Origin of the sequence: Cryobacterium sp. PH31-AA6, assembly GCF_030063195.1 — a bacterium.
In the GTDB taxonomy this organism is placed as follows: Bacteria; Actinomycetota; Actinomycetes; order Actinomycetales; family Microbacteriaceae; genus Cryobacterium.
In genome coordinates this window covers 34583-50822 of sequence record NZ_JASISS010000012.1, presented here as the reverse complement: position 1 = coordinate 50822, position 16240 = coordinate 34583, and the positions used below count along the sequence as shown (strand labels likewise).

Here is a 16240-nt window from a genome sequence, read left to right as displayed (position 1 = left end):
AGAGGCATACTGATGATCGACTGGGGAGCAATTTTTGGCAACGCAGCCGTCGAGCTGATCAGCCCGACAACGGCGGCGTACGCCCTCGCAGCACTCGGCCTTGCAATTCACTTCGGCTACACCGGTCTCCTGAACTTCGGTCAGGCCGGTTTCATGGCACTCGGCGCCTACGGCTACGCCATCTCCGTACTCAAGTTCGGTTTCCCGGTCTGGGGGGCCGTGCTCGTCGGCGTCGGGGCATCCGTGATCTTCGCCCTGATCCTCGGAATTCCGACGTTGCGACTGCGCGCGGACTACCTCGCCATCGTGACGATCGCTGCCGCGGAGATCGTGCGGCTCTTGTTCACCACGAACACCTTCGCGCCGCTGACCGGTTCCGCCAACGGCCTGAGCGGCTACAAGACGGGCTTCGCGGCGCTGAACCCGATTCCCGCCGGGCGGTACGGCTTCGGTCCGTTTGAATACAACGCCTACGACTGGTGGTTGCGAATCGTCGCCTGGACGATCGTCGTCATCGCCGTCGTCTTCGTCTGGCAGCTCATGCGCAGCCCGTGGGGCCGCGTGATCAAGGGCATCCGGGAGGACGAGGATGCCGTGCGCGCGCTCGGCAAGAACGTCTATTCCTACAAGATGCAGTCGCTCATCCTCGGTGGCGTGCTCGGCACGATCGCGGGAATGATCTTCGCCCTTCCCCGCGCAGTGGTGCCCTCGAACTATCAGACGGCGCTGACGTTCTTCATCTACGCGATCCTCCTGCTCGGTGGCGCGGCCACCGTTCTGGGTCCGGTCATCGGTGCGATCATCTTCTGGGTTCTGCTCTCCTTCTTCTCGGGGTTCATCTCCCGTGCGGTCGAAGCGGGCTGGTTGCCGTTCATGTCGAGCATTCAGGCCGGGCAGTTGCGTTTCATCCTGGTTGGGGTCGCGATCATGTTGATAGTGATCTTCAGACCCCAGGGCATCTTCGGAAACAAGAAGGAGCTGGCCTTTGTCAAGTAGCAGCGTTCCCAACGCCAAGCCGGTCAAGACGACCGACCTTCACATCGGCGCGGCCGAACCCGGTTGCAAGAAACGCGATCCGATCCTCGTCATCGACAATGTGAGCCGGTCCTTCGGCGGGCTCAAGGCAGTGGACGTCGAGCACCTCGAGATTCCTCGCGGCGCGATCACCGCGCTGATCGGACCGAACGGGGCCGGCAAGACCACCCTGTTCAACCTGCTCACCGGTTTCGACAAACCGAACACCGGCGCCTGGATGTTCGACGGCAAACCGCTGGCCGGCGTGCCCGCGTTCAAGGTTGCACGGATGGGCCAGATTCGCACCTTCCAGCTCACCAAGGCGCTCGCCCTGCTCACCGTCATGGACAACATGCGGCTTGGCGCCAAGGGCCAGACCGGAGAGAACCTGTTCCGGGCGCTGATTCCGTCGCTGTGGCGCAAGCAGGAGACGGCGAACGAGGCCAAGGCCCTTGACCTCCTCGCTCGCTTCAAGCTCGACACCAAAAAGGACGACTACGCTGCGAGCCTCTCCGGCGGACAGCGCAAGCTCCTCGAGATGGCCCGTGCGCTGATGAGCGATCCGACGCTCGTCATGCTCGATGAGCCCATGGCCGGTGTCAACCCGGCCCTGACCCAATCCCTGCTCGAACACGTGTTGAACCTGAAGTCGGAAGGCATGACCGTTCTGTTCGTCGAGCACGACATGCAGATGGTCCGTCACATCGCTGACTGGGTCGTCGTGATGGCAGAAGGCCGTGTCGTCGCGGAAGGCGACCCCCACGAGGTCATGCGCAACCCCGCCGTCATCGACGCCTACCTGGGCCAGCATCACGACGAGGACATCGGCGAAGACAGCGACGAGCAGACAAAGCACGTCCAGGACATCAAGGAGTTGCTCGATGACGAACGCTAGTGCCACCACCGAACCGAGGGTGACCCCCGCCGGCGTCCCCGTCGTCGAAGTCCGGAGTGTGACGGCCGGCTACCTGCCCGGGGTCAACATCCTCACCGATTGCTCGCTGACCGCCCACGCGGGTGAGCTCATCGGCATCATCGGTCCCAACGGCGCCGGCAAGTCAACACTGCTCAAGTCCATCTTCGGGCAGGTGAAGGTACGCGCGGGCCAGGTTTTCCTGTACGGCGAGGACATCACGAACCTGAAGGCGAACAAGCTGGTGTCACAGGGGGTTGGCTTCGTTCCGCAGTCGAACAACGTCTTCCCGACGCTGACCATCCGGGAGAACCTGGAGATGGGCATCTTCCAGAAGCCCAAGGGTCTCGCCGAGCGGCTCGCCTTCGTCACGGACATCTTCCCCGAACTGGCCAAGCGAATGAGTCAGCGAGCGGGCTCGCTCTCGGGCGGTGAACGGCAGATGGTCGCCATGTCCCGTGCTCTCATGATGGGACCGCACGTGCTCCTGCTCGATGAGCCGTCCGCCGGCCTGTCTCCGGTGCGCCAGGATGAGGCCTTCCTGCGTGTCAAGGAGATCAACAAGGCCGGGGTCACCACGATCATGGTCGAGCAGAACGCGCGCCGCTGCCTCCAGATCTGCGATCGAGGCTACGTGCTCGACCAGGGCCACGATGCGTACACGGGCACGGGTCGCGAACTGCTCAACGACCCCAAGGTGATCGGCCTCTACCTGGGCACGCTCGGCCAGGACGAGTAGCCAGGACAAGCAGCACAGACGAGCAGCAGCACCTGCGGCCACGCGGCCGACTGAAGCGGCGTCCGGGATCCCCGGGCGCCGCTTCTGCGTGCGCCCCGGCCGGTCTCCGGGCGTCCAGCGGCCCCGCGCGCTGTCACCGGCCCCGTTGCGCCGCCAGGGTTCCAGCGCCCTCCAGCGCCCTCCCTCGCCCTCCAGGGTTCCCGGGCCCTCCAGGGTCCGGGCCCTCCAGGGTCCGGGCATGCCTCTCCAGCGCCCCAGGCGGCCTTCCAGGGTCCAGGGTGCGGCCAGGCGCCCCGTGGCGCGTCCACGCCGTGCGGCGCCTCCCGCGTCCCGTGACTCCCGGGGCGTTCGATCCCGGGGTCCCCAACCCCAGGGGGTGTCGGCCCGAGGCCGGGCGGGGCACGCGAAAAGGGCCCCGACCGAAGTCGGGGCCCTTCTGCATCACAGACCTGTCAGTGACGAATCAACGACTAGTTGATGCGCTTGTACGTGTTGTCTGCGTTGTACTCGTAGATGCCGATGGTGGCCTCGGTCGGGTCGCCGTTCTCGTCGAACGTGACCGGGCCGGAGAAACCGTCGTAGTTGACCTGCTTGCCGTCCTTGAGGGCCTTCGCAGCACTCGCGAAGTCGGTGACCTTCGTGCCGTCTCCGGTTCCTCCCGAAACCTGGCGGAGGTACGAGGCGATCGACTTGCCGGACACGTCGTTGCCGGCGTAGGCCGCCATGGCGATCAGCATCACGGTGTCATAGGACTCGGCCGCGTAGCTGAAGTCGGTCAGGGTGGGGTCGATCTCCTTCAGACGCGTGGTGAAGTCGCCGAGCGTTCCGACGTCCAGACCGGGCAGGGTACCCTTCGCGCCGGTGATGAGACCGGGGGCGAAGTCCTTGCTGTAGTCCGAGAGGTTGCCGTCGACGAAGTAGAGCTTTCCGCCGGGGAAGCCGCTGCCGACAAGAGCCGGAACGATGATCTTCGCCTGGTCGAACGTGATGATGGCGATCGCGTCGGGGTTGGCGGCGGTCACATCGGCGATCTGAGCGGCGAAGTTGGAGTCACCCTCGTTGAAGAGCGATTCCGCGACGACCTTGCCGCCTGCACTCTCGAACGTGTCCTTGAGGGACTTGGCCAGGCCGGTCCCGTAGGCGTCGTTGAGGACGATCAATCCGAGGGTGCTGTTTCCATCCTCGGCGATCTGGTTCCCGAGAACCTCACCCTGCAGCAGGTCCGACGGTGCGGTGCGCCAGTACAGTCCCTGGTCCGGGTAGTTGGTGAAGTCCGGCGACGTGTTCGCCGGCGAGAACATGACGACGCCGGCGCCGGTGATCTTGTCGATCACGGTCTTGGAGACACCAGAGGAGGCCGCACCGACGATCGCCGTGACGTCCCGTGAGAGGAGGTCGGTCACCGAAACGGTTGCGATGTCGGTCGTGGTGTCGCCGGAGTCGAGGTAGGTCGGCTCAACGGTGATTCCGAGCTTCGCGTCGTTGATGTCCTTGACGGCCAGCGCAACGCCGGCTTCCTCAGGCGGGCCGAGGAAGGCGAGGGCGCCACTCTGGGGAAGGATCGTGCCGATCTTGAGGGTGAGGTCACGGTCGCCGGCCTTGACGGCCTTGACGTCTCCGCTCGCGGCGGGCGTGTCCGATGCAGTCGGGGCAGCAGAGTTGCTGCTACATCCGGTGAGCAGAAGTGCACTGACGCCGACCATGGCGACACCAGTGATTACTGCCCGGACTGAGCGGGAGGCCGAGGCCTTCGCAAATACGCTCATGTTGCTCCTTGGGACTAGGAAGTGATTGGTCACGGCGATCGATTGACTGCCGTGCTGTCACATTATTGACAGGAATGGCGCGAAACAAGACAACCGGGTTACATCCGTGTAACACGACCCAAATCGTTACGATCGGCGGCCGGTGACGCCCGTATAGGCAATCTGTTGCGTCTCGGCCAGCGCGGCCGCACATTCTCCCCACGATCCGCAGGCCACAGCACCGGAACTCACCCGGTCGAAAGCCTGCTCGATCGACCGGGCGCCGTCGTCGTCGGCCTCCACCGCGGCCAGGGCGGTGAGAACCACTCCGTCATAGGCCTCGCCACCTCCGGCCGTGGCGACCAGGGCGGGGTCCATGGTGCGCAGGCGGCCGGCGAATTCGTCGCTGGCGGCGAGCGGGGTGCCCCCGTTGGCGAATTCGGCGAGGGGGATGACGGCGACGCCGGCCGTGCGAAACGCGGTCGTCACATCCGCCGGCACCGGGCTGGTCGCGTCCCACAGCACGGCGTCGACACCGCGCGTGAGGAGGTCGGCCACCGCGGACGTGACGTTGTGCGCGGAATCACGGTGCACGATGACGACGGGGTGGCCGAGCACGAGGCCCTGCTCGGAGATCTCCCTGGCGGCCAGCTCCGCACCGGCGACCTGGGCCGCCCCCGACTCGAGCGCGTCACCCGTCATCGGGAAAAGGGAACCGAGCAGCAGCGTGCCGTCACCGGATGCCGCGACCCGCGACGCGACGCTGGGCGTCTTCGTCGGTGAGGGGGCGGTCTCGGCGGTGGGCGCGCAGCCCGCTACGGCTACCAGAAGGAGACCGGCGAAGGCGAGGATGACGGTGGTGCGGCGGGGCATCCGGTTTCCTTTCACGAAGGGCGGCAGCGCCACCGAGCGTAGCCCGGCTCAGGCCGGTTCGAGGGATGCTCGCCGGGGGCCCCTCCCCGAGATGATCATGTCCGTGGTGAGGATGATCAGTGCCAGCCAGACCAGCCCGAAACCCGCCCAGCGTTCCGGCGGCATCGGTTCGTTCAACACGAACACCCCGACCAGGAACTGGAGGATGGGGGCGAAGAACTGGATCAGCCCGAGGGAGGTGAGCGGGAGTCGCCGGGCGGCGGCGGCGAAGAAGAGCAGCGGCACGGCCGTGACGACCCCGGTGGTGAGGAGACCGACCGTGTGCCACGGCGAGATGGTGCCGAAGGTGAGCCCGGACAGGGCGCCGACGACGATCAACTGCACGATCGCGATCGGGGCAAGCCAGACGGTCTCCAGGGTGAGGCCGGCGAGCGCGTCGACGCGGTGGCCAACACGCTTCTTGATCAGCCCGTAGAAGCCGAAGGAGAAGGCGAGCACGAGCGAGATCCAGGGCAACGAGCCGTAGCCGATGGTGAGCACGACCACGGCGGCGATGCTGATGCCCACGGCCACCCACTGGAACACCCGCAGCCGTTCGTGCAGCACCAGGACGCCGAGGAACACGGTGACGATCGGGTTGATGAAGTAGCCGAGCGCGGCCTCGACCACGTGGCCGGACAGGGTGCCGAACACGTAGGTCTGCCAGTTGATGAAGATGAGGAGACCGGCCAGGCCCATGGTCCACACGATTCGCGGTTGCCTCAGCAGCGCACGGAATGGAATCCACCGCCGGGTGACCGTGATCAGCAGGGCGCAGAAGACGAGCGAGAAGAGCACCCGCCAGGGCACGATCTCGAAGGCGCTCGTGGGGCTCAGCAGGAGGAAGTAGAGCGGCAGCATCCCCCACAGCCCGTAGGCGAGAACCGCGTAGATCAACCCGGTGCTGTGCGCGGTGCGCGGCGGGCGCGCGGGGTTGTCGGTGTCCATTGTCTGCCCATCTTCATGGACCGTCCCCGGAAACGACAAATCCCGGCTGGCCATGGCCATCCGGGATGAGTCGTTCGGGTGTCCGACTAGCGGACGACGACCGCGAGCACGTCGCGGGCCGAGAGAACGAGAAGGTCCTCGCCACCGAACTTGACCTCGGTTCCACCGTACTTGGAGTAGATGACCTTGTCGCCGACGGCGACGTCGAGCGGGATGCGGTTGCCGTTGTCGTCGATGCGGCCGGGGCCTACTGCGACAACTTCGCCCTCCTGGGGCTTTTCCTTGGCGGTGTCAGGAATGACCAGACCTGATGCGGTGGTCTGCTCTGCGTCGACCTGCTTGATGACGATGCGATCCTCGAGCGGCTTGATGGAGACCGACACGGTTGACCTCTTTCTTAGCTAAGACTTGGTTGGCAGACTCACAGCGAGAGTGCTAAGTCGAGTTTAGGGCGCATCTGGCACTCACGCAATGTGAGTGCCAGATGTGCGCATGGTTGGTAGGTTTGCGGGATGGATCGCTCAGAGCTCGTCGAGCTGTTATCGCCGGAGGGTTTGCGCCTGCTGGACTCCCTCCCGCCCTACGAACCAACGGCCGACGTCGTGCGGATGGTGAGCGACCTCCGCAAGGCCGGTCACGCTCCCGGCCTGGTCACCGCGGTTCTCAGCCAATCCCGGCTCCGAGCCAGGGCCGTGCCCAAGTTCGGCGAGTTTGCCGGGCGGATGCTGTTCACCGAGGCAGGTCTGGAGCAGGCGACCCGGCTGCGGGTCGCGGCACTCCATGCCGGCCGATTCGTCGGCGCCTCCCTGGGCCGGGTCGTCGACCTGGGCTGCGGGATCGGCGGCGACGCCATGGCCATGGCCGCGATGGACATCACTGTCACGGCCGTGGACACCGACGAGGTCACCGCGACCGTCGCCAGCTTCAACCTGGCCCCGTTCGACAACGCTCAGGTGGAACAGGGCGACGCCGAAACCTTCGACCTCTCCGGCTTCGACGCGGCCTGGCTCGACCCGGCCAGGCGCACCGCGGGCCACAACAACACCTCCCGGCTGAGCCGGCCGGAGGACTACTCCCCCAACCTCGATTTCGTGTTCGGCCTCAGTGAACGGATGCCGATCGGCGTCAAGCTCGGTCCCGGCCACGACCGCGATCTCATCCCCGCCGGCGCGGAGGCGCAGTGGGTGTCCGTGGACGGCAAACTGGTCGAGATGGGGCTCTGGTTCGGCGCCCTGGCCCGCACCGGCATCCGCCGATCGGCTCTCCTCCTGGACAAGGAGGGCAGCCATGAACTCAGTGCCCCCGCCGACTCGGAGGACGTGGAGGTGGGTGCGCTCGGCGACTACGTCTACGAACCGGACGGCGCGGTCATCCGAGCCCGCCTGATCGGCGACCTGGCCCGATCCCTCGACGCGCTCATGCTCAGCGATTCAATCGCGTACCTGACGTCGGCCACCCTGCAGCAGACCCCGTTCGCGACGGCGTTCCGGGTGCTGGAAGTGCTCCCGTTCGACGAGAAGAAACTGCGCCTTGCGCTTCAGGAACGGCGGATCGGCACGCTGGAGATCAAGAAACGCGGCGTGGACATCGACCCGGCGACGCTGCGCACCCGGCTGCGGCTGAAGGGGTCTGAGTCCGGCACTCTCGTGCTCACCCGTGCGGCCGGCCACCGGGTCGCCCTGCTCGTGGAGCGGGTGCGCACCCTCGCCTGAGGCATCAGATCAGTACGGGATCCGGTCCAGGGCCTCACTGATGATCACGATCCAGACGATCACGATGGCCAGGCCACCCAGACCGGCGGCCATCCCCCAGACCCAGAGCGCTCCGCCGAGTCGTTCGGATCGTTGGGCCATCACGGCCAGCACGACCGCGGCCAGGGAGAGGGGCGCACCCCACACCCCGAACAGGGCGCCGAGCAGCCCGGCCAGCCCGAAGACGAGCGACGCGATCGACAGGCCGCGACCGCCCTCACGAGAGCGCAACTCGGTGTCGGTGTACACGTACGGCACCCACTCGGTGGGGGCCGTCACGGTCGACTCATAATCCAGTTCGCCGGCGTCCGGACCCCGCGGGCGGGTGAGGTTCAACCGGCTCTCCCGGCGTCCGATGGGTGGGACGGTCAGATCACCGTCCGGGCGTTCAGCTTCCATGGACCGGGTCAGTAGGTGTAGCCGGAGCTCGGGATGTTGGCGAAGACGATCGCCCAGATCACGATACTCAGCAGGGCCAGGGCGACACCGACCGCTCCCGTGATGATCCCGGTGAGCCAGAGCCCCTTTGCCCGCGGCTCCTTGGTGCGGCCGAAGAATCCGAGCACGATGGCAGCGGCGGGGATGAACAGTCCGAAGATGCCACCGACGATGGGGATGAATACCACCGGCGAACCCAGAATACCGATCACGCCGGCCACGAGGGCAAGGATGCTGAGGATCGGCTGCTTCGCGGCCGGCGTGCCCGGGTAGGGGGCGTACGGGGCCGCGTTGCCGGGCGGAGGCGTGGCCGGTCCCCCGTAGGGCGGCGGCGGTGGCGGGCCACCATAGGGCGGCGGGGTCGGCGGGCCACCATACGGCGGCGGGGTCAGGGGCTGCAGGTTCGGGTCGGTCATGTGATGCGCTCCTTCAGAATTTGTCGTCTGGCGGTGCCATAGTGGCAGCGCAGGCCGCGAGGTGTCAATGCGGCCGATCTGGCCACCACGCCCAGAATATCCCTTTCCGGAGGAACCGCGGGTGGGGCCCGGTTTCAGACCTGGATTTCCGAGACCGGCAGCGTCGAGTCCGCGCCGAACCCCAGCGACGACGGCTCATGCCCGGCCATGATCAGTTGCGCGCCGAGGGCGGCGATCATGGCGCCGTTGTCGGTGCAGAGCGACAGAGGCGGGATCCGGAGGGCGATGCCGGCGGCATCCGTGCGTTCGACGGCAACCTGGCGCAGCCTGGCGTTGGCGATGACCCCGCCGCCGAGGAGGAGCCGGGGCACGTCGAGGTCCACGCACGCCGCGACGGCCTTGATGAGCAGGATGTCCACGACGGACTCGCGGAAGCTGGCCGCGACATCGGCGATCGGCACCGGTTCGCCCGCGTCCTGCCGCTGCTCGACCCAGCGGGCCACCGAGGTCTTCAGCCCGGAGAAGGAGAAGTCGTAGCGGTGCCTGGCCATGTCCTTGGTCTGGCTGAGACCCCGGGGAAAACGGATGGCCTTCGGGTCTCCGCCCTGCGCCGCACGGTCGATCTGCGGGCCGCCGGGGTAGGGCAGGCCGAGAATCCGGGCCACCTTGTCGAAGGCTTCCCCGGCCGCGTCGTCGATGGTCTCGCCGAGGAGTTCGACGTCGGAGACGATGTCACGCACGAGCAGCAGGGAGGTGTGCCCACCCGAAACGAGGAGCGCGATGGTGGGGTACTCGAGGGGAGCCTCGGCCACGGCATCGTCGCTGCGCAGCAGGTCCGCCCCAACATGCCCGACGAGGTGGTTGACCGCGTAGATCGGTTTGCCCAGCGACACGGCGAGGGCCTTCGCGGCCCCGACGCCGACCATGAGCGCCCCGGCAAGGCCGGGGCCGCTGGTCACGGCAACCGCGTCGATGTCGGCCAGGTTGATGCCGGCCTCAGCGGTGGCCGCCCGGATGGCCGGCACGAGCTCCTCCAGGTGCGCGCGGGCGGCGACCTCCGGCACGACGCCCCCGTAGCGGGCGTGTTCGTCCATCGAGGACGCGATCGTGTTGGAGAGCAGGGTCGTGCCGCGCACGATCCCGATCCCGGTTTCGTCGCAGGACGTTTCGATGCCCAGCACGAGCGGGTTCGTGCGGTTCATACGGTGGCCTCCGGGCGTGCGGGTTCCTGCTCGTGCGGTGCCGGTGCGGTGTCTGGGGTGGGTTCCGGCTGGGCGAGCATGGTCGGTGCGGATTCCGGGTCGGGCAGGTGTACCCGCATCACCAGCGCGTCGACGTTGTCGGGCTGGTAGTAGCCGCGGCGCACGTCGAGGTCCTCGAAACCGAGTCGGCGGTAGACGCGCTGCGCTCCCGGGTTGTCGGCGCGCACCTCGAGGAACACCTCGCGGGCACCGCGCTTGCGAGCCTCGGTGAGCAGGGCCAGCATGAGCGTGCGGCCCAGGCCGTGTCCCCTGGCGTCCTCGGTGACCGCGATGGTCTGGATGTCGCCCTCCAGCGCGCCGCGGGGCGCCAGCAGCCCGGCGTAAGCGTCGATCCGGGTCGGGATGTCGGGCGGGAACGCGACGAGATAGTAGCAGTCCGGGTCGGTGACGTCCCTGGCCATGGCGTCCGCCGACCAGGCGTCGTTCGCAAAGATTCGGGTTTCGAGCGCCATGATGGCGATGACGTCGGCGCGGTTTGCTCGCCGCAGCTGCCAGGTCATCTAGCTCACCCGTTTCGGCCCGGTGGGCATGGTGACGTCCGGCGACCGCAGGTAGAGCGCCTCGTCGGCGGCGAAGGCGCGCCGGTTCGCCCGGAGGATCTCAGCGACCAGGCCGAGGTCTCCGGCCGAGACCGTCGCCGCGTCGACCCGCGGCAGCTCGGCGTGGAGCCAGTCGGGTTCCTGCAGCGCCGTCGGTTTCGCCACCCCGGGCGGGTCGATCCGGATCGGCAGGCCGACGGCATCCGCCCCGCTGTAGGCGGACCAGTTCACCTCGCGGCGGCGCGCGTCGGTGACGACGACGAGCCCGCCGACGTGGCCGGACCGGAAGCGACCGTAGGCGATGGCGTCGTGGCTGATGATCGGCACGAACGGCTTGCCGGCGCCGAGGGCGAAAACCCTGGCCGCGGCGATCCCCACCCGGAGGCCCGTGAACGGTCCGGGCCCCATGCCCCCGACCACCGCGGAGAGGTCCGCGACGCGGACCCCGGCCTCGTCGAGGCAGTCGGCGATCAGCCGGCCGACCACCTCGGCGTGACGCATGGTGTCGCCGGTGCCGAGTTCGGCGATGACGCCACGCTCGAGGTCGACGACGGCGACGCTCGTGCCGGCGGAGGTATCGATGGCGAGAAGCACCTCACCAGCCTATTCGCTGGGCCGCGGGTCCCCGGTCTCTTCCGGGGCATCCGACTCGTCGAATCCGGCGGCGTCGGCCCACCGCGGACCGTACGCGGTGATCGTGACGGTGCGCGGCTCGTCGAGGTCGAACTCGTCGCCGGCGGCGGGGCCGACTGCCTCGACGGCCTGCGACGCGCCGAGCGGCCGCTCGATCTCGATGTCCAGCCAGGATTCGGTCAGGCCGTCGAGCATGCCCCTGCCCCACTCGACGACAACGATCGAGTTCGGGAAGTCGATGTCGAGGTCGTCGAGTTCGACGGCGCTCGAGAGCCGGTACGCGTCGACGTGCACCAGCGGCGGCCCGCCGATCGTGCTCGGGTGGGTGCGGGCGAGCACGAAGGTGGGGCTGGTGACGGAGCCGCGCACCCTAAGTCCCTCGCCGAGGCCGCGGGTGAAGGTGGTCTTGCCCGCGCCGAGCGGTCCGGTCAGCACGATCAGGTCTCCGGCCCTGAGCCGGCCGGCGAGACTGATGCCGAAGTCGTGCATTCCGTCGGCGTCGGGGATGATCGTGCGCATGGCGCCTGGTCAGCCTTCCTCTTCGGCCGGAGCGGACCGTTCCGGGTCCAGGTAGCTGCGCGGAACGCGGTGCCCGATCCGGGTCACGATCTCGTAGTTGATCGTGCCGGCGGCGTCGGCCCAGTCTGTGGCGCTCGGGGCGCCGGTCGCCGGGTCGCCGAACAGAACGACGGTGTCGCCCACGGCAACGTCGCCCTGACCGACGTCGACCACGAACTGGTCCATCGCGATCCGACCCACGATCGGATGCGTGCTCGCGCCGATCCGCACGCTCGCGGCCCCGGAGGCCTGCCGCGGCACCCCGTCGGCGTAGCCGAGGGGCACCAGGGCGAGGTTCCCGTCTTCCGGTGCCCGCCAGAGGTAGTCGTAGGACACCCCGGCGCCGGCGGCGACCCGGCGCACGGCCGCGACCCGCCCGCGCAGGGTCATCGCGGGAATGAGGCCCAGTTCGTGCGAACTCTGATCCTCGAATGGCGACAGCCCATAGAGGCCGATTCCGATCCGCACCATGTTGAACCGCGCCGCCGGGAGCCGGAGCGCCGCAGCGGTCGACGCGAGGTGGATCAGACTCGGCGACAGTCCGGCATCCGCCGCGAGCCGCACGCCGCGCTCGAAGCGCACGATTGCCTCGGCGTCGTCGGCCGGGGACGCGTTGGACAGATGGCTGAAGAGCCCGCGCACGCGCAGCAGTCCCGCCCGCTCGTACCCGGCGGCCAGTGCGAACACCTCCGCCCAGTCCGATTCGGCTACCCCGTTGCGGTTGAGCCCGGTCTCGAGCTTGATCTGCACCGAGGCCGCGCGGCCGAGGGTTGCCGCGGCATCCGCCGCCTGCCGGAGCTGACGTTGCGAGGACAGGCCGAGGTCGATGTCCTGGCTGATTGCCGGGGCGAAGTCGACGTCGGGGTCGTGCAGCCAGGCGAGGATGGGCGAGTCGATGCCGCCGGTGCGCAGCTGGAGCGCCTCGGCGGCGTCGGCGACGCCGAGCCAGTCCGCTCCGGCGGCCAGGGCCGCGCGGGCCACCGGAAGGGCGCCGTGGCCGTAGGCGTTCGCCTTCACCACGGCCATCAGGTGCGGGGTGCCGACGACAGCACGCAGGTGGGCGACGTTGGCCCGGATCGCGCCGAGGTCGACGACCGCTTCCCGGAACGCGGTCACGATCCGAAACCGGTCATGAGTCGCCCTCCGCGACCACGAAGGCGCAGGCGACCCCCGCGTCATGGGTCATCGTCAGGTGCACGGTGCTGATCTTCCGCGCGGTGAGCACCGCGGCGGCGCCGCCGGAGAGCCGGAAACCGGGGTTTCCGTGCTCGTCGGTGACGACCTCCATCTCCTGCCAGGTGGCCCCCGCGCTGTCGCCGAGCGCCTTGATCAGCGCTTCCTTGGCGGCGAATCGCGCGGCCAGCGAATGCACCGGCAGCTCACGTTCGCGCGGGGTGAAGAGCCTGGGCACGAGCCCGGGAGTGCGCAGCACCTGGCGTTCGAAGCGTGCGAGGTCGACGATGTCGACCCCGATGCCTCGAATCATGCGGTGTCCTCGCGCATCCCGTTCCCGACGCCCGCTATTCGACCGTGACGGACTTCGCCAGGTTGCGCGGCTGGTCGACGTCGAGGCCCTTGACTGTGGCCAGGGCCATGGCGAAGATCTGCAGCGGGACCACGGCCAGGAGCGGTTCGAACAGCGGCGCGGCCAGCGGGATCCGGATGACGGTGTCCGCGTAGGGCAGCACGGCGACGTCGCCCTCTTCGGCGATGGCGATGATGCGGGCACCGCGGGCGCGGATCTCCTGGATGTTGGAGACGACCTTCGGGTGCAGGTGTGCCGAACCGCGGGGGCTGGGCACGATGACGAAGACCGGCTGGCCGGGTTCGATCAGAGCGATCGGGCCGTGCTTGAGTTCGCCGGCCGCGAAGCCCTCAGCGTGGATGTAGGCGAGTTCCTTGAGCTTGAGGGCACCCTCGAGCGCGATCGGGAAGCCGACGTGGCGGCCGAGGAAGAGCACCGCCCTGGTGTCGGCCATCCAGCCGGCCAGTTCCTGAACGGTGGCTTCCTGGAGCAGGGTCGTCGCGATCTTCTCCGGGATGGCCTGCAGCTCGGCGACCTGTTCCGCCGATTCGGCGAGGCTCAGGGTGCCGCGAACGCGGGCGAGGTGAAGCCCGAAGAGGTAGAGGGCGGCGATCTGGGCGGTGAAACCCTTCGTCGATGCCACGGCGACCTCGGGGCCGGCGTGGGTGTAGATCACGGCATCGGACTCCCGCGGGATGGTGGCACCCTGCGTGTTGCAGATGGAGATGGCCTTGGCGCCGCCCTCCCTGGCGTACTTGACCGCCATCAGCGTGTCCATGGTCTCGCCGGACTGGCTGATCGAGATGACCAGCGTCTCCGGGGTCAGCACCGGGTCGCGGTAACGGAATTCGTGGCTGAGTTCCACATCGACCGGGACCCTGGTCCACTTCTCGATCGCGTACTTGGCGACGAAGCCGGCGTTGGCGGCGGTGCCGCAGGCGACGATGATGATCCGGCGGATGCCGGCCAGCACGTCATCGCCGAAGACGGTCAGCTCGGGAACGACGGCCTGGCCCTCGTGGATGCGGCCGCGGAGGGTGTTGGCGACGGCATCCGGCTGCTCGGTGACCTCCTTGGCCATGAAGCTGGACCAGCCGCCCTTCTCCGACGCCGAGGCGTCCCAGGCGATGTCGAACTCCTCGGTTTCGACCGGGTTGCCGTCGAAATCGGTGACGGTGACCAGGTCGGGCGTGATCGTGACGATCTGGTCCTGGCCGATGGCCACGGCGCGGCGGGTGTATTCGACGAAGGCTGCGACGTCGGAACCGAGGAAGTTCTCCCCGTCGCCGAGGCCGATCACGAGCGGCGAGTTGCGGCGGGCGCCGACGACGACGCCGGGCTGGTCCTGGTGCACGGCGAGGAGGGTGAAGGCGCCGTCGAGCCGGGACACGACCGAACGGAAGGCGTCTCCGAGGTCGCCGAATCGCTGGTATTCGCGACCGAGCAGCACGGCGGCCACCTCGGTATCGGTCTCACTCTCGAATTCGAAGCCCTCGGCGACGAGTTCTTCCTTGAGACCGGCGAAGTTCTCGATGATGCCGTTGTGAATCAGGGCGAGCTTGCCGTTGTCGCCGAGGTGCGGGTGCGCGTTGGCGTCGGTCGGGCCGCCGTGGGTGGCCCACCGGGTGTGGCCGATGCCGGTGCGTCCGTTGTTGATCGGGTGAGCCTCGAGTTCACCGGCGAGCACGGCAAGCTTGCCGGCGCGCTTGGCCGTGTTGAGCACCCCGTCGGAGTCGATGACGGCAATACCGGCCGAGTCATACCCCCGGTATTCCAGTCGCCGCAGCCCCCCCATCAGAACCTCGACGCTTTTATCTTCTCCGACATAACCTACGATTCCGCACATGAACCCGATTTTAGTCGGACTAAGCTTGGGGAAATGTCCGAACCGGTTGCGAGCCCCTGGAAGAACGGCCACAGCACCCCGTTTGTCGAACTAGACCGGGCCGACTGGGCTGCACTCGCCCCCACCACCATGCTGCCGCTGCGCGAGACCGAGATCGTGCAGCTGCGCGGGCTGGGCGAACCGCTCGATCTCAGCGAGGTGACGGATGTCTACCTTCCGTTGAGTCGGCTCCTGAATCTCTACGCGGCGGGTGCCAGGCAACTGCACCGGGCAACGAGTGACTTCCTCGGTGAACGCGCCCAGCGCACCCCGTTTGTGATCGGTGTCGCCGGCTCCGTCGCGGTGGGCAAGTCCACCATCGCCAGGCTGCTGCGTGAACTGCTCGCCCGCTGGGAGGACACTCCCCGGGTGGAACTCGTGACAACCGATGGTTTCCTGTTCCCGAATGCGGAGCTGGCCCGGCGCGGTCTGATGGACCGCAAGGGTTTCCCGGAATCGTACGACCGGCGGGCGCTGCTCCGTTTTGTCTCCGCGGTCAAGAGCGGAGCCACCGAGGTGCGCGCCCCGTTCTACTCCCACCTCAGCTACAACATCGTGCCGGACGCCCAGATCGTGGTGCGTCAGCCCGACATCCTGATCGTTGAGGGCCTCAACGTGCTGCAGCCGCCCGGGCCTGGCCATGGCCTCGCGGTCAGCGACCTGTTCGACTTCACCGTGTTCGTCGATGCCCGCACCCAGGACATCGCCCGGTGGTACGAGGAACGCTTCCTCAAGTTGCAGCGCGGCGCCTTCACGAACCCGAAGTCGTATTTCCACCGGTTCTCCACGCTGACCGAGGCCGAGGCGCGCCACCGGTCGCGGACGATCTGGACCGAGATCAACGAGCCGAACCTGGTGCAGAATATTCGCCCGACCAAGTCACGCGCGACGCTCGTGCTGCGCAAGGACTCCAACCACGCCGTCTCGAAGGTGCTCCTGCGCAAGGTGTGACCCGGCGGTCG

General features: G+C 67.9%; 18 protein-coding genes. 5 read left to right on the top strand and 13 right to left on the bottom strand.

Going from position 1 to position 16240, the window contains the following annotated elements:
• The first annotated feature begins 15 nt into the window (after window positions 1–15).
• Genes QMG61_RS10175 through QMG61_RS10165 form a run of 3 tightly spaced genes read left to right on the top strand, consistent with a single transcriptional unit; the run spans window position 16 to window position 2666 of the window.
• A complete protein-coding gene (locus QMG61_RS10175) occupies window positions 16–996 on the top strand; it encodes a branched-chain amino acid ABC transporter permease (RefSeq protein WP_283494251.1) in 981 nt (326 codons plus the stop codon).
• On the top strand, window positions 986–1909 hold the full coding sequence (locus QMG61_RS10170) for an ABC transporter ATP-binding protein (protein WP_502847026.1): 924 nt from the start codon (window positions 986–988) through the stop codon (window positions 1907–1909). The genes QMG61_RS10175 and QMG61_RS10170 overlap by 11 nt, the downstream gene beginning before the upstream one ends.
• Window positions 1896–2666 (top strand): ABC transporter ATP-binding protein, encoded by a 771-nt coding sequence (locus QMG61_RS10165; protein WP_283494214.1) that lies wholly within the window; start codon window positions 1896–1898, stop codon window positions 2664–2666. The genes QMG61_RS10170 and QMG61_RS10165 overlap by 14 nt, the downstream gene beginning before the upstream one ends.
• A gap of 470 nt (window positions 2667–3136) precedes the next feature.
• Here QMG61_RS10165 and QMG61_RS10160 read toward each other — a convergent pair whose 3' ends face one another.
• The 4 genes from QMG61_RS10160 to groES all read right to left on the bottom strand — a co-directional run bounded on the left by QMG61_RS10160 (window position 3137) and on the right by groES (window position 6654).
• Window positions 3137–4432, bottom strand: coding sequence for an ABC transporter substrate-binding protein (locus QMG61_RS10160; RefSeq protein WP_283494213.1), 1296 nt, complete (start codon window positions 4430–4432; stop codon window positions 3137–3139).
• Between the two features lie 126 nt (window positions 4433–4558).
• On the bottom strand, window positions 4559–5284 hold the full coding sequence (locus tag QMG61_RS10155; RefSeq protein ID WP_283494212.1) for an ABC transporter substrate-binding protein: 726 nt from the start codon (window positions 5282–5284) through the stop codon (window positions 4559–4561).
• Between the two features lie 48 nt (window positions 5285–5332).
• Window positions 5333–6271: an EamA family transporter RarD gene (gene rarD / locus QMG61_RS10150; protein WP_283494211.1), complete on the bottom strand. Its 939-nt coding sequence runs from the start codon at window positions 6269–6271 to the stop codon at window positions 5333–5335.
• Between the two features lie 86 nt (window positions 6272–6357).
• Window positions 6358–6654, bottom strand: coding sequence for a co-chaperone GroES (gene groES / locus QMG61_RS10145; RefSeq protein WP_066597535.1), 297 nt, complete (start codon window positions 6652–6654; stop codon window positions 6358–6360).
• A gap of 129 nt (window positions 6655–6783) precedes the next feature.
• Here groES and QMG61_RS10140 point away from each other — a divergent pair, with 129 nt between their 5' ends.
• The gene (locus tag QMG61_RS10140) at window positions 6784–7983 is read left to right on the top strand and encodes a class I SAM-dependent methyltransferase (protein ID WP_283494210.1); all 1200 of its coding nucleotides are present in this window, start codon (window positions 6784–6786) and stop codon (window positions 7981–7983) included.
• 9 nt (window positions 7984–7992) lie between these two features.
• Here the strand turns inward: QMG61_RS10140 and QMG61_RS10135 are convergent, their stop codons facing one another.
• The 9 genes from QMG61_RS10135 to glmS all read right to left on the bottom strand — a co-directional run bounded on the left by QMG61_RS10135 (window position 7993) and on the right by glmS (window position 15239).
• Window positions 7993–8421 (bottom strand): hypothetical protein, encoded by a 429-nt coding sequence (locus QMG61_RS10135; protein ID WP_283494209.1) that lies wholly within the window; start codon window positions 8419–8421, stop codon window positions 7993–7995.
• A gap of 8 nt (window positions 8422–8429) precedes the next feature.
• Window positions 8430–8876 carry a DUF4190 domain-containing protein gene (locus tag QMG61_RS10130; RefSeq protein ID WP_283494208.1) on the bottom strand — a complete coding sequence of 149 codons (447 nt, stop codon included), beginning with the start codon at window positions 8874–8876 and terminating at the stop codon, window positions 8430–8432.
• 134 nt (window positions 8877–9010) lie between these two features.
• A complete protein-coding gene (gene tsaD, locus QMG61_RS10125) occupies window positions 9011–10078 on the bottom strand; it encodes a tRNA (adenosine(37)-N6)-threonylcarbamoyltransferase complex transferase subunit TsaD (protein WP_283494207.1) in 1068 nt (355 codons plus the stop codon).
• Window positions 10075–10638 carry a ribosomal protein S18-alanine N-acetyltransferase gene (rimI, locus tag QMG61_RS10120; protein ID WP_283494206.1) on the bottom strand — a complete coding sequence of 188 codons (564 nt, stop codon included), beginning with the start codon at window positions 10636–10638 and terminating at the stop codon, window positions 10075–10077. The genes tsaD and rimI overlap by 4 nt, the downstream gene beginning before the upstream one ends.
• Window positions 10639–11271 carry a tRNA (adenosine(37)-N6)-threonylcarbamoyltransferase complex dimerization subunit type 1 TsaB gene (tsaB, locus tag QMG61_RS10115; RefSeq protein ID WP_283494205.1) on the bottom strand — a complete coding sequence of 211 codons (633 nt, stop codon included), beginning with the start codon at window positions 11269–11271 and terminating at the stop codon, window positions 10639–10641.
• Between the two features lie 9 nt (window positions 11272–11280).
• Window positions 11281–11829, bottom strand: coding sequence for a tRNA (adenosine(37)-N6)-threonylcarbamoyltransferase complex ATPase subunit type 1 TsaE (gene tsaE / locus QMG61_RS10110; RefSeq protein WP_283494204.1), 549 nt, complete (start codon window positions 11827–11829; stop codon window positions 11281–11283).
• A 9-nt stretch (window positions 11830–11838) separates the two neighbouring features.
• Window positions 11839–12987: an alanine racemase gene (gene alr, locus QMG61_RS10105; RefSeq protein ID WP_283494249.1), complete on the bottom strand. Its 1149-nt coding sequence runs from the start codon at window positions 12985–12987 to the stop codon at window positions 11839–11841.
• 10 nt (window positions 12988–12997) lie between these two features.
• The gene (locus QMG61_RS10100) at window positions 12998–13354 is read right to left on the bottom strand and encodes a holo-ACP synthase (protein ID WP_283494203.1); all 357 of its coding nucleotides are present in this window, start codon (window positions 13352–13354) and stop codon (window positions 12998–13000) included.
• A 34-nt stretch (window positions 13355–13388) separates the two neighbouring features.
• On the bottom strand, window positions 13389–15239 hold the full coding sequence (gene glmS / locus QMG61_RS10095; RefSeq protein WP_283494202.1) for a glutamine--fructose-6-phosphate transaminase (isomerizing): 1851 nt from the start codon (window positions 15237–15239) through the stop codon (window positions 13389–13391).
• A gap of 33 nt (window positions 15240–15272) precedes the next feature.
• Here glmS and coaA point away from each other — a divergent pair, with 33 nt between their 5' ends.
• Window positions 15273–16229: a type I pantothenate kinase gene (gene coaA, locus QMG61_RS10090; RefSeq protein ID WP_283494201.1), complete on the top strand. Its 957-nt coding sequence runs from the start codon at window positions 15273–15275 to the stop codon at window positions 16227–16229.
• Window positions 16230–16240 lie beyond the last annotated feature (11 nt).

Coding starts and splice junctions, on each gene's coding strand:
- QMG61_RS10165 (WP_283494214.1), top strand. CDS start 1,896: ATGACGAACGCTAGTGCCACCACCGAACCGAGGGTGACCCCCGCCGGC.
- QMG61_RS10160 (WP_283494213.1), bottom strand. CDS start 4,432: ATGAGCGTATTTGCGAAGGCCTCGGCCTCCCGCTCAGTCCGGGCAGTA.
- QMG61_RS10155 (WP_283494212.1), bottom strand. CDS start 5,284: ATGCCCCGCCGCACCACCGTCATCCTCGCCTTCGCCGGTCTCCTTCTG.
- rarD (WP_283494211.1), bottom strand. CDS start 6,271: ATGGACACCGACAACCCCGCGCGCCCGCCGCGCACCGCGCACAGCACC.
- QMG61_RS10140 (WP_283494210.1), top strand. CDS start 6,784: ATGGATCGCTCAGAGCTCGTCGAGCTGTTATCGCCGGAGGGTTTGCGC.
- QMG61_RS10135 (WP_283494209.1), bottom strand. CDS start 8,421: ATGGAAGCTGAACGCCCGGACGGTGATCTGACCGTCCCACCCATCGGA.
- QMG61_RS10130 (WP_283494208.1), bottom strand. CDS start 8,876: ATGACCGACCCGAACCTGCAGCCCCTGACCCCGCCGCCGTATGGTGGC.
- tsaD (WP_283494207.1), bottom strand. CDS start 10,078: ATGAACCGCACGAACCCGCTCGTGCTGGGCATCGAAACGTCCTGCGAC.
- rimI (WP_283494206.1), bottom strand. CDS start 10,638: ATGACCTGGCAGCTGCGGCGAGCAAACCGCGCCGACGTCATCGCCATC.
- tsaE (WP_283494204.1), bottom strand. CDS start 11,829: ATGCGCACGATCATCCCCGACGCCGACGGAATGCACGACTTCGGCATC.
- QMG61_RS10100 (WP_283494203.1), bottom strand. CDS start 13,354: ATGATTCGAGGCATCGGGGTCGACATCGTCGACCTCGCACGCTTCGAA.
- glmS (WP_283494202.1), bottom strand. CDS start 15,239: ATGTGCGGAATCGTAGGTTATGTCGGAGAAGATAAAAGCGTCGAGGTT.
- coaA (WP_283494201.1), top strand. CDS start 15,273: ATGTCCGAACCGGTTGCGAGCCCCTGGAAGAACGGCCACAGCACCCCG.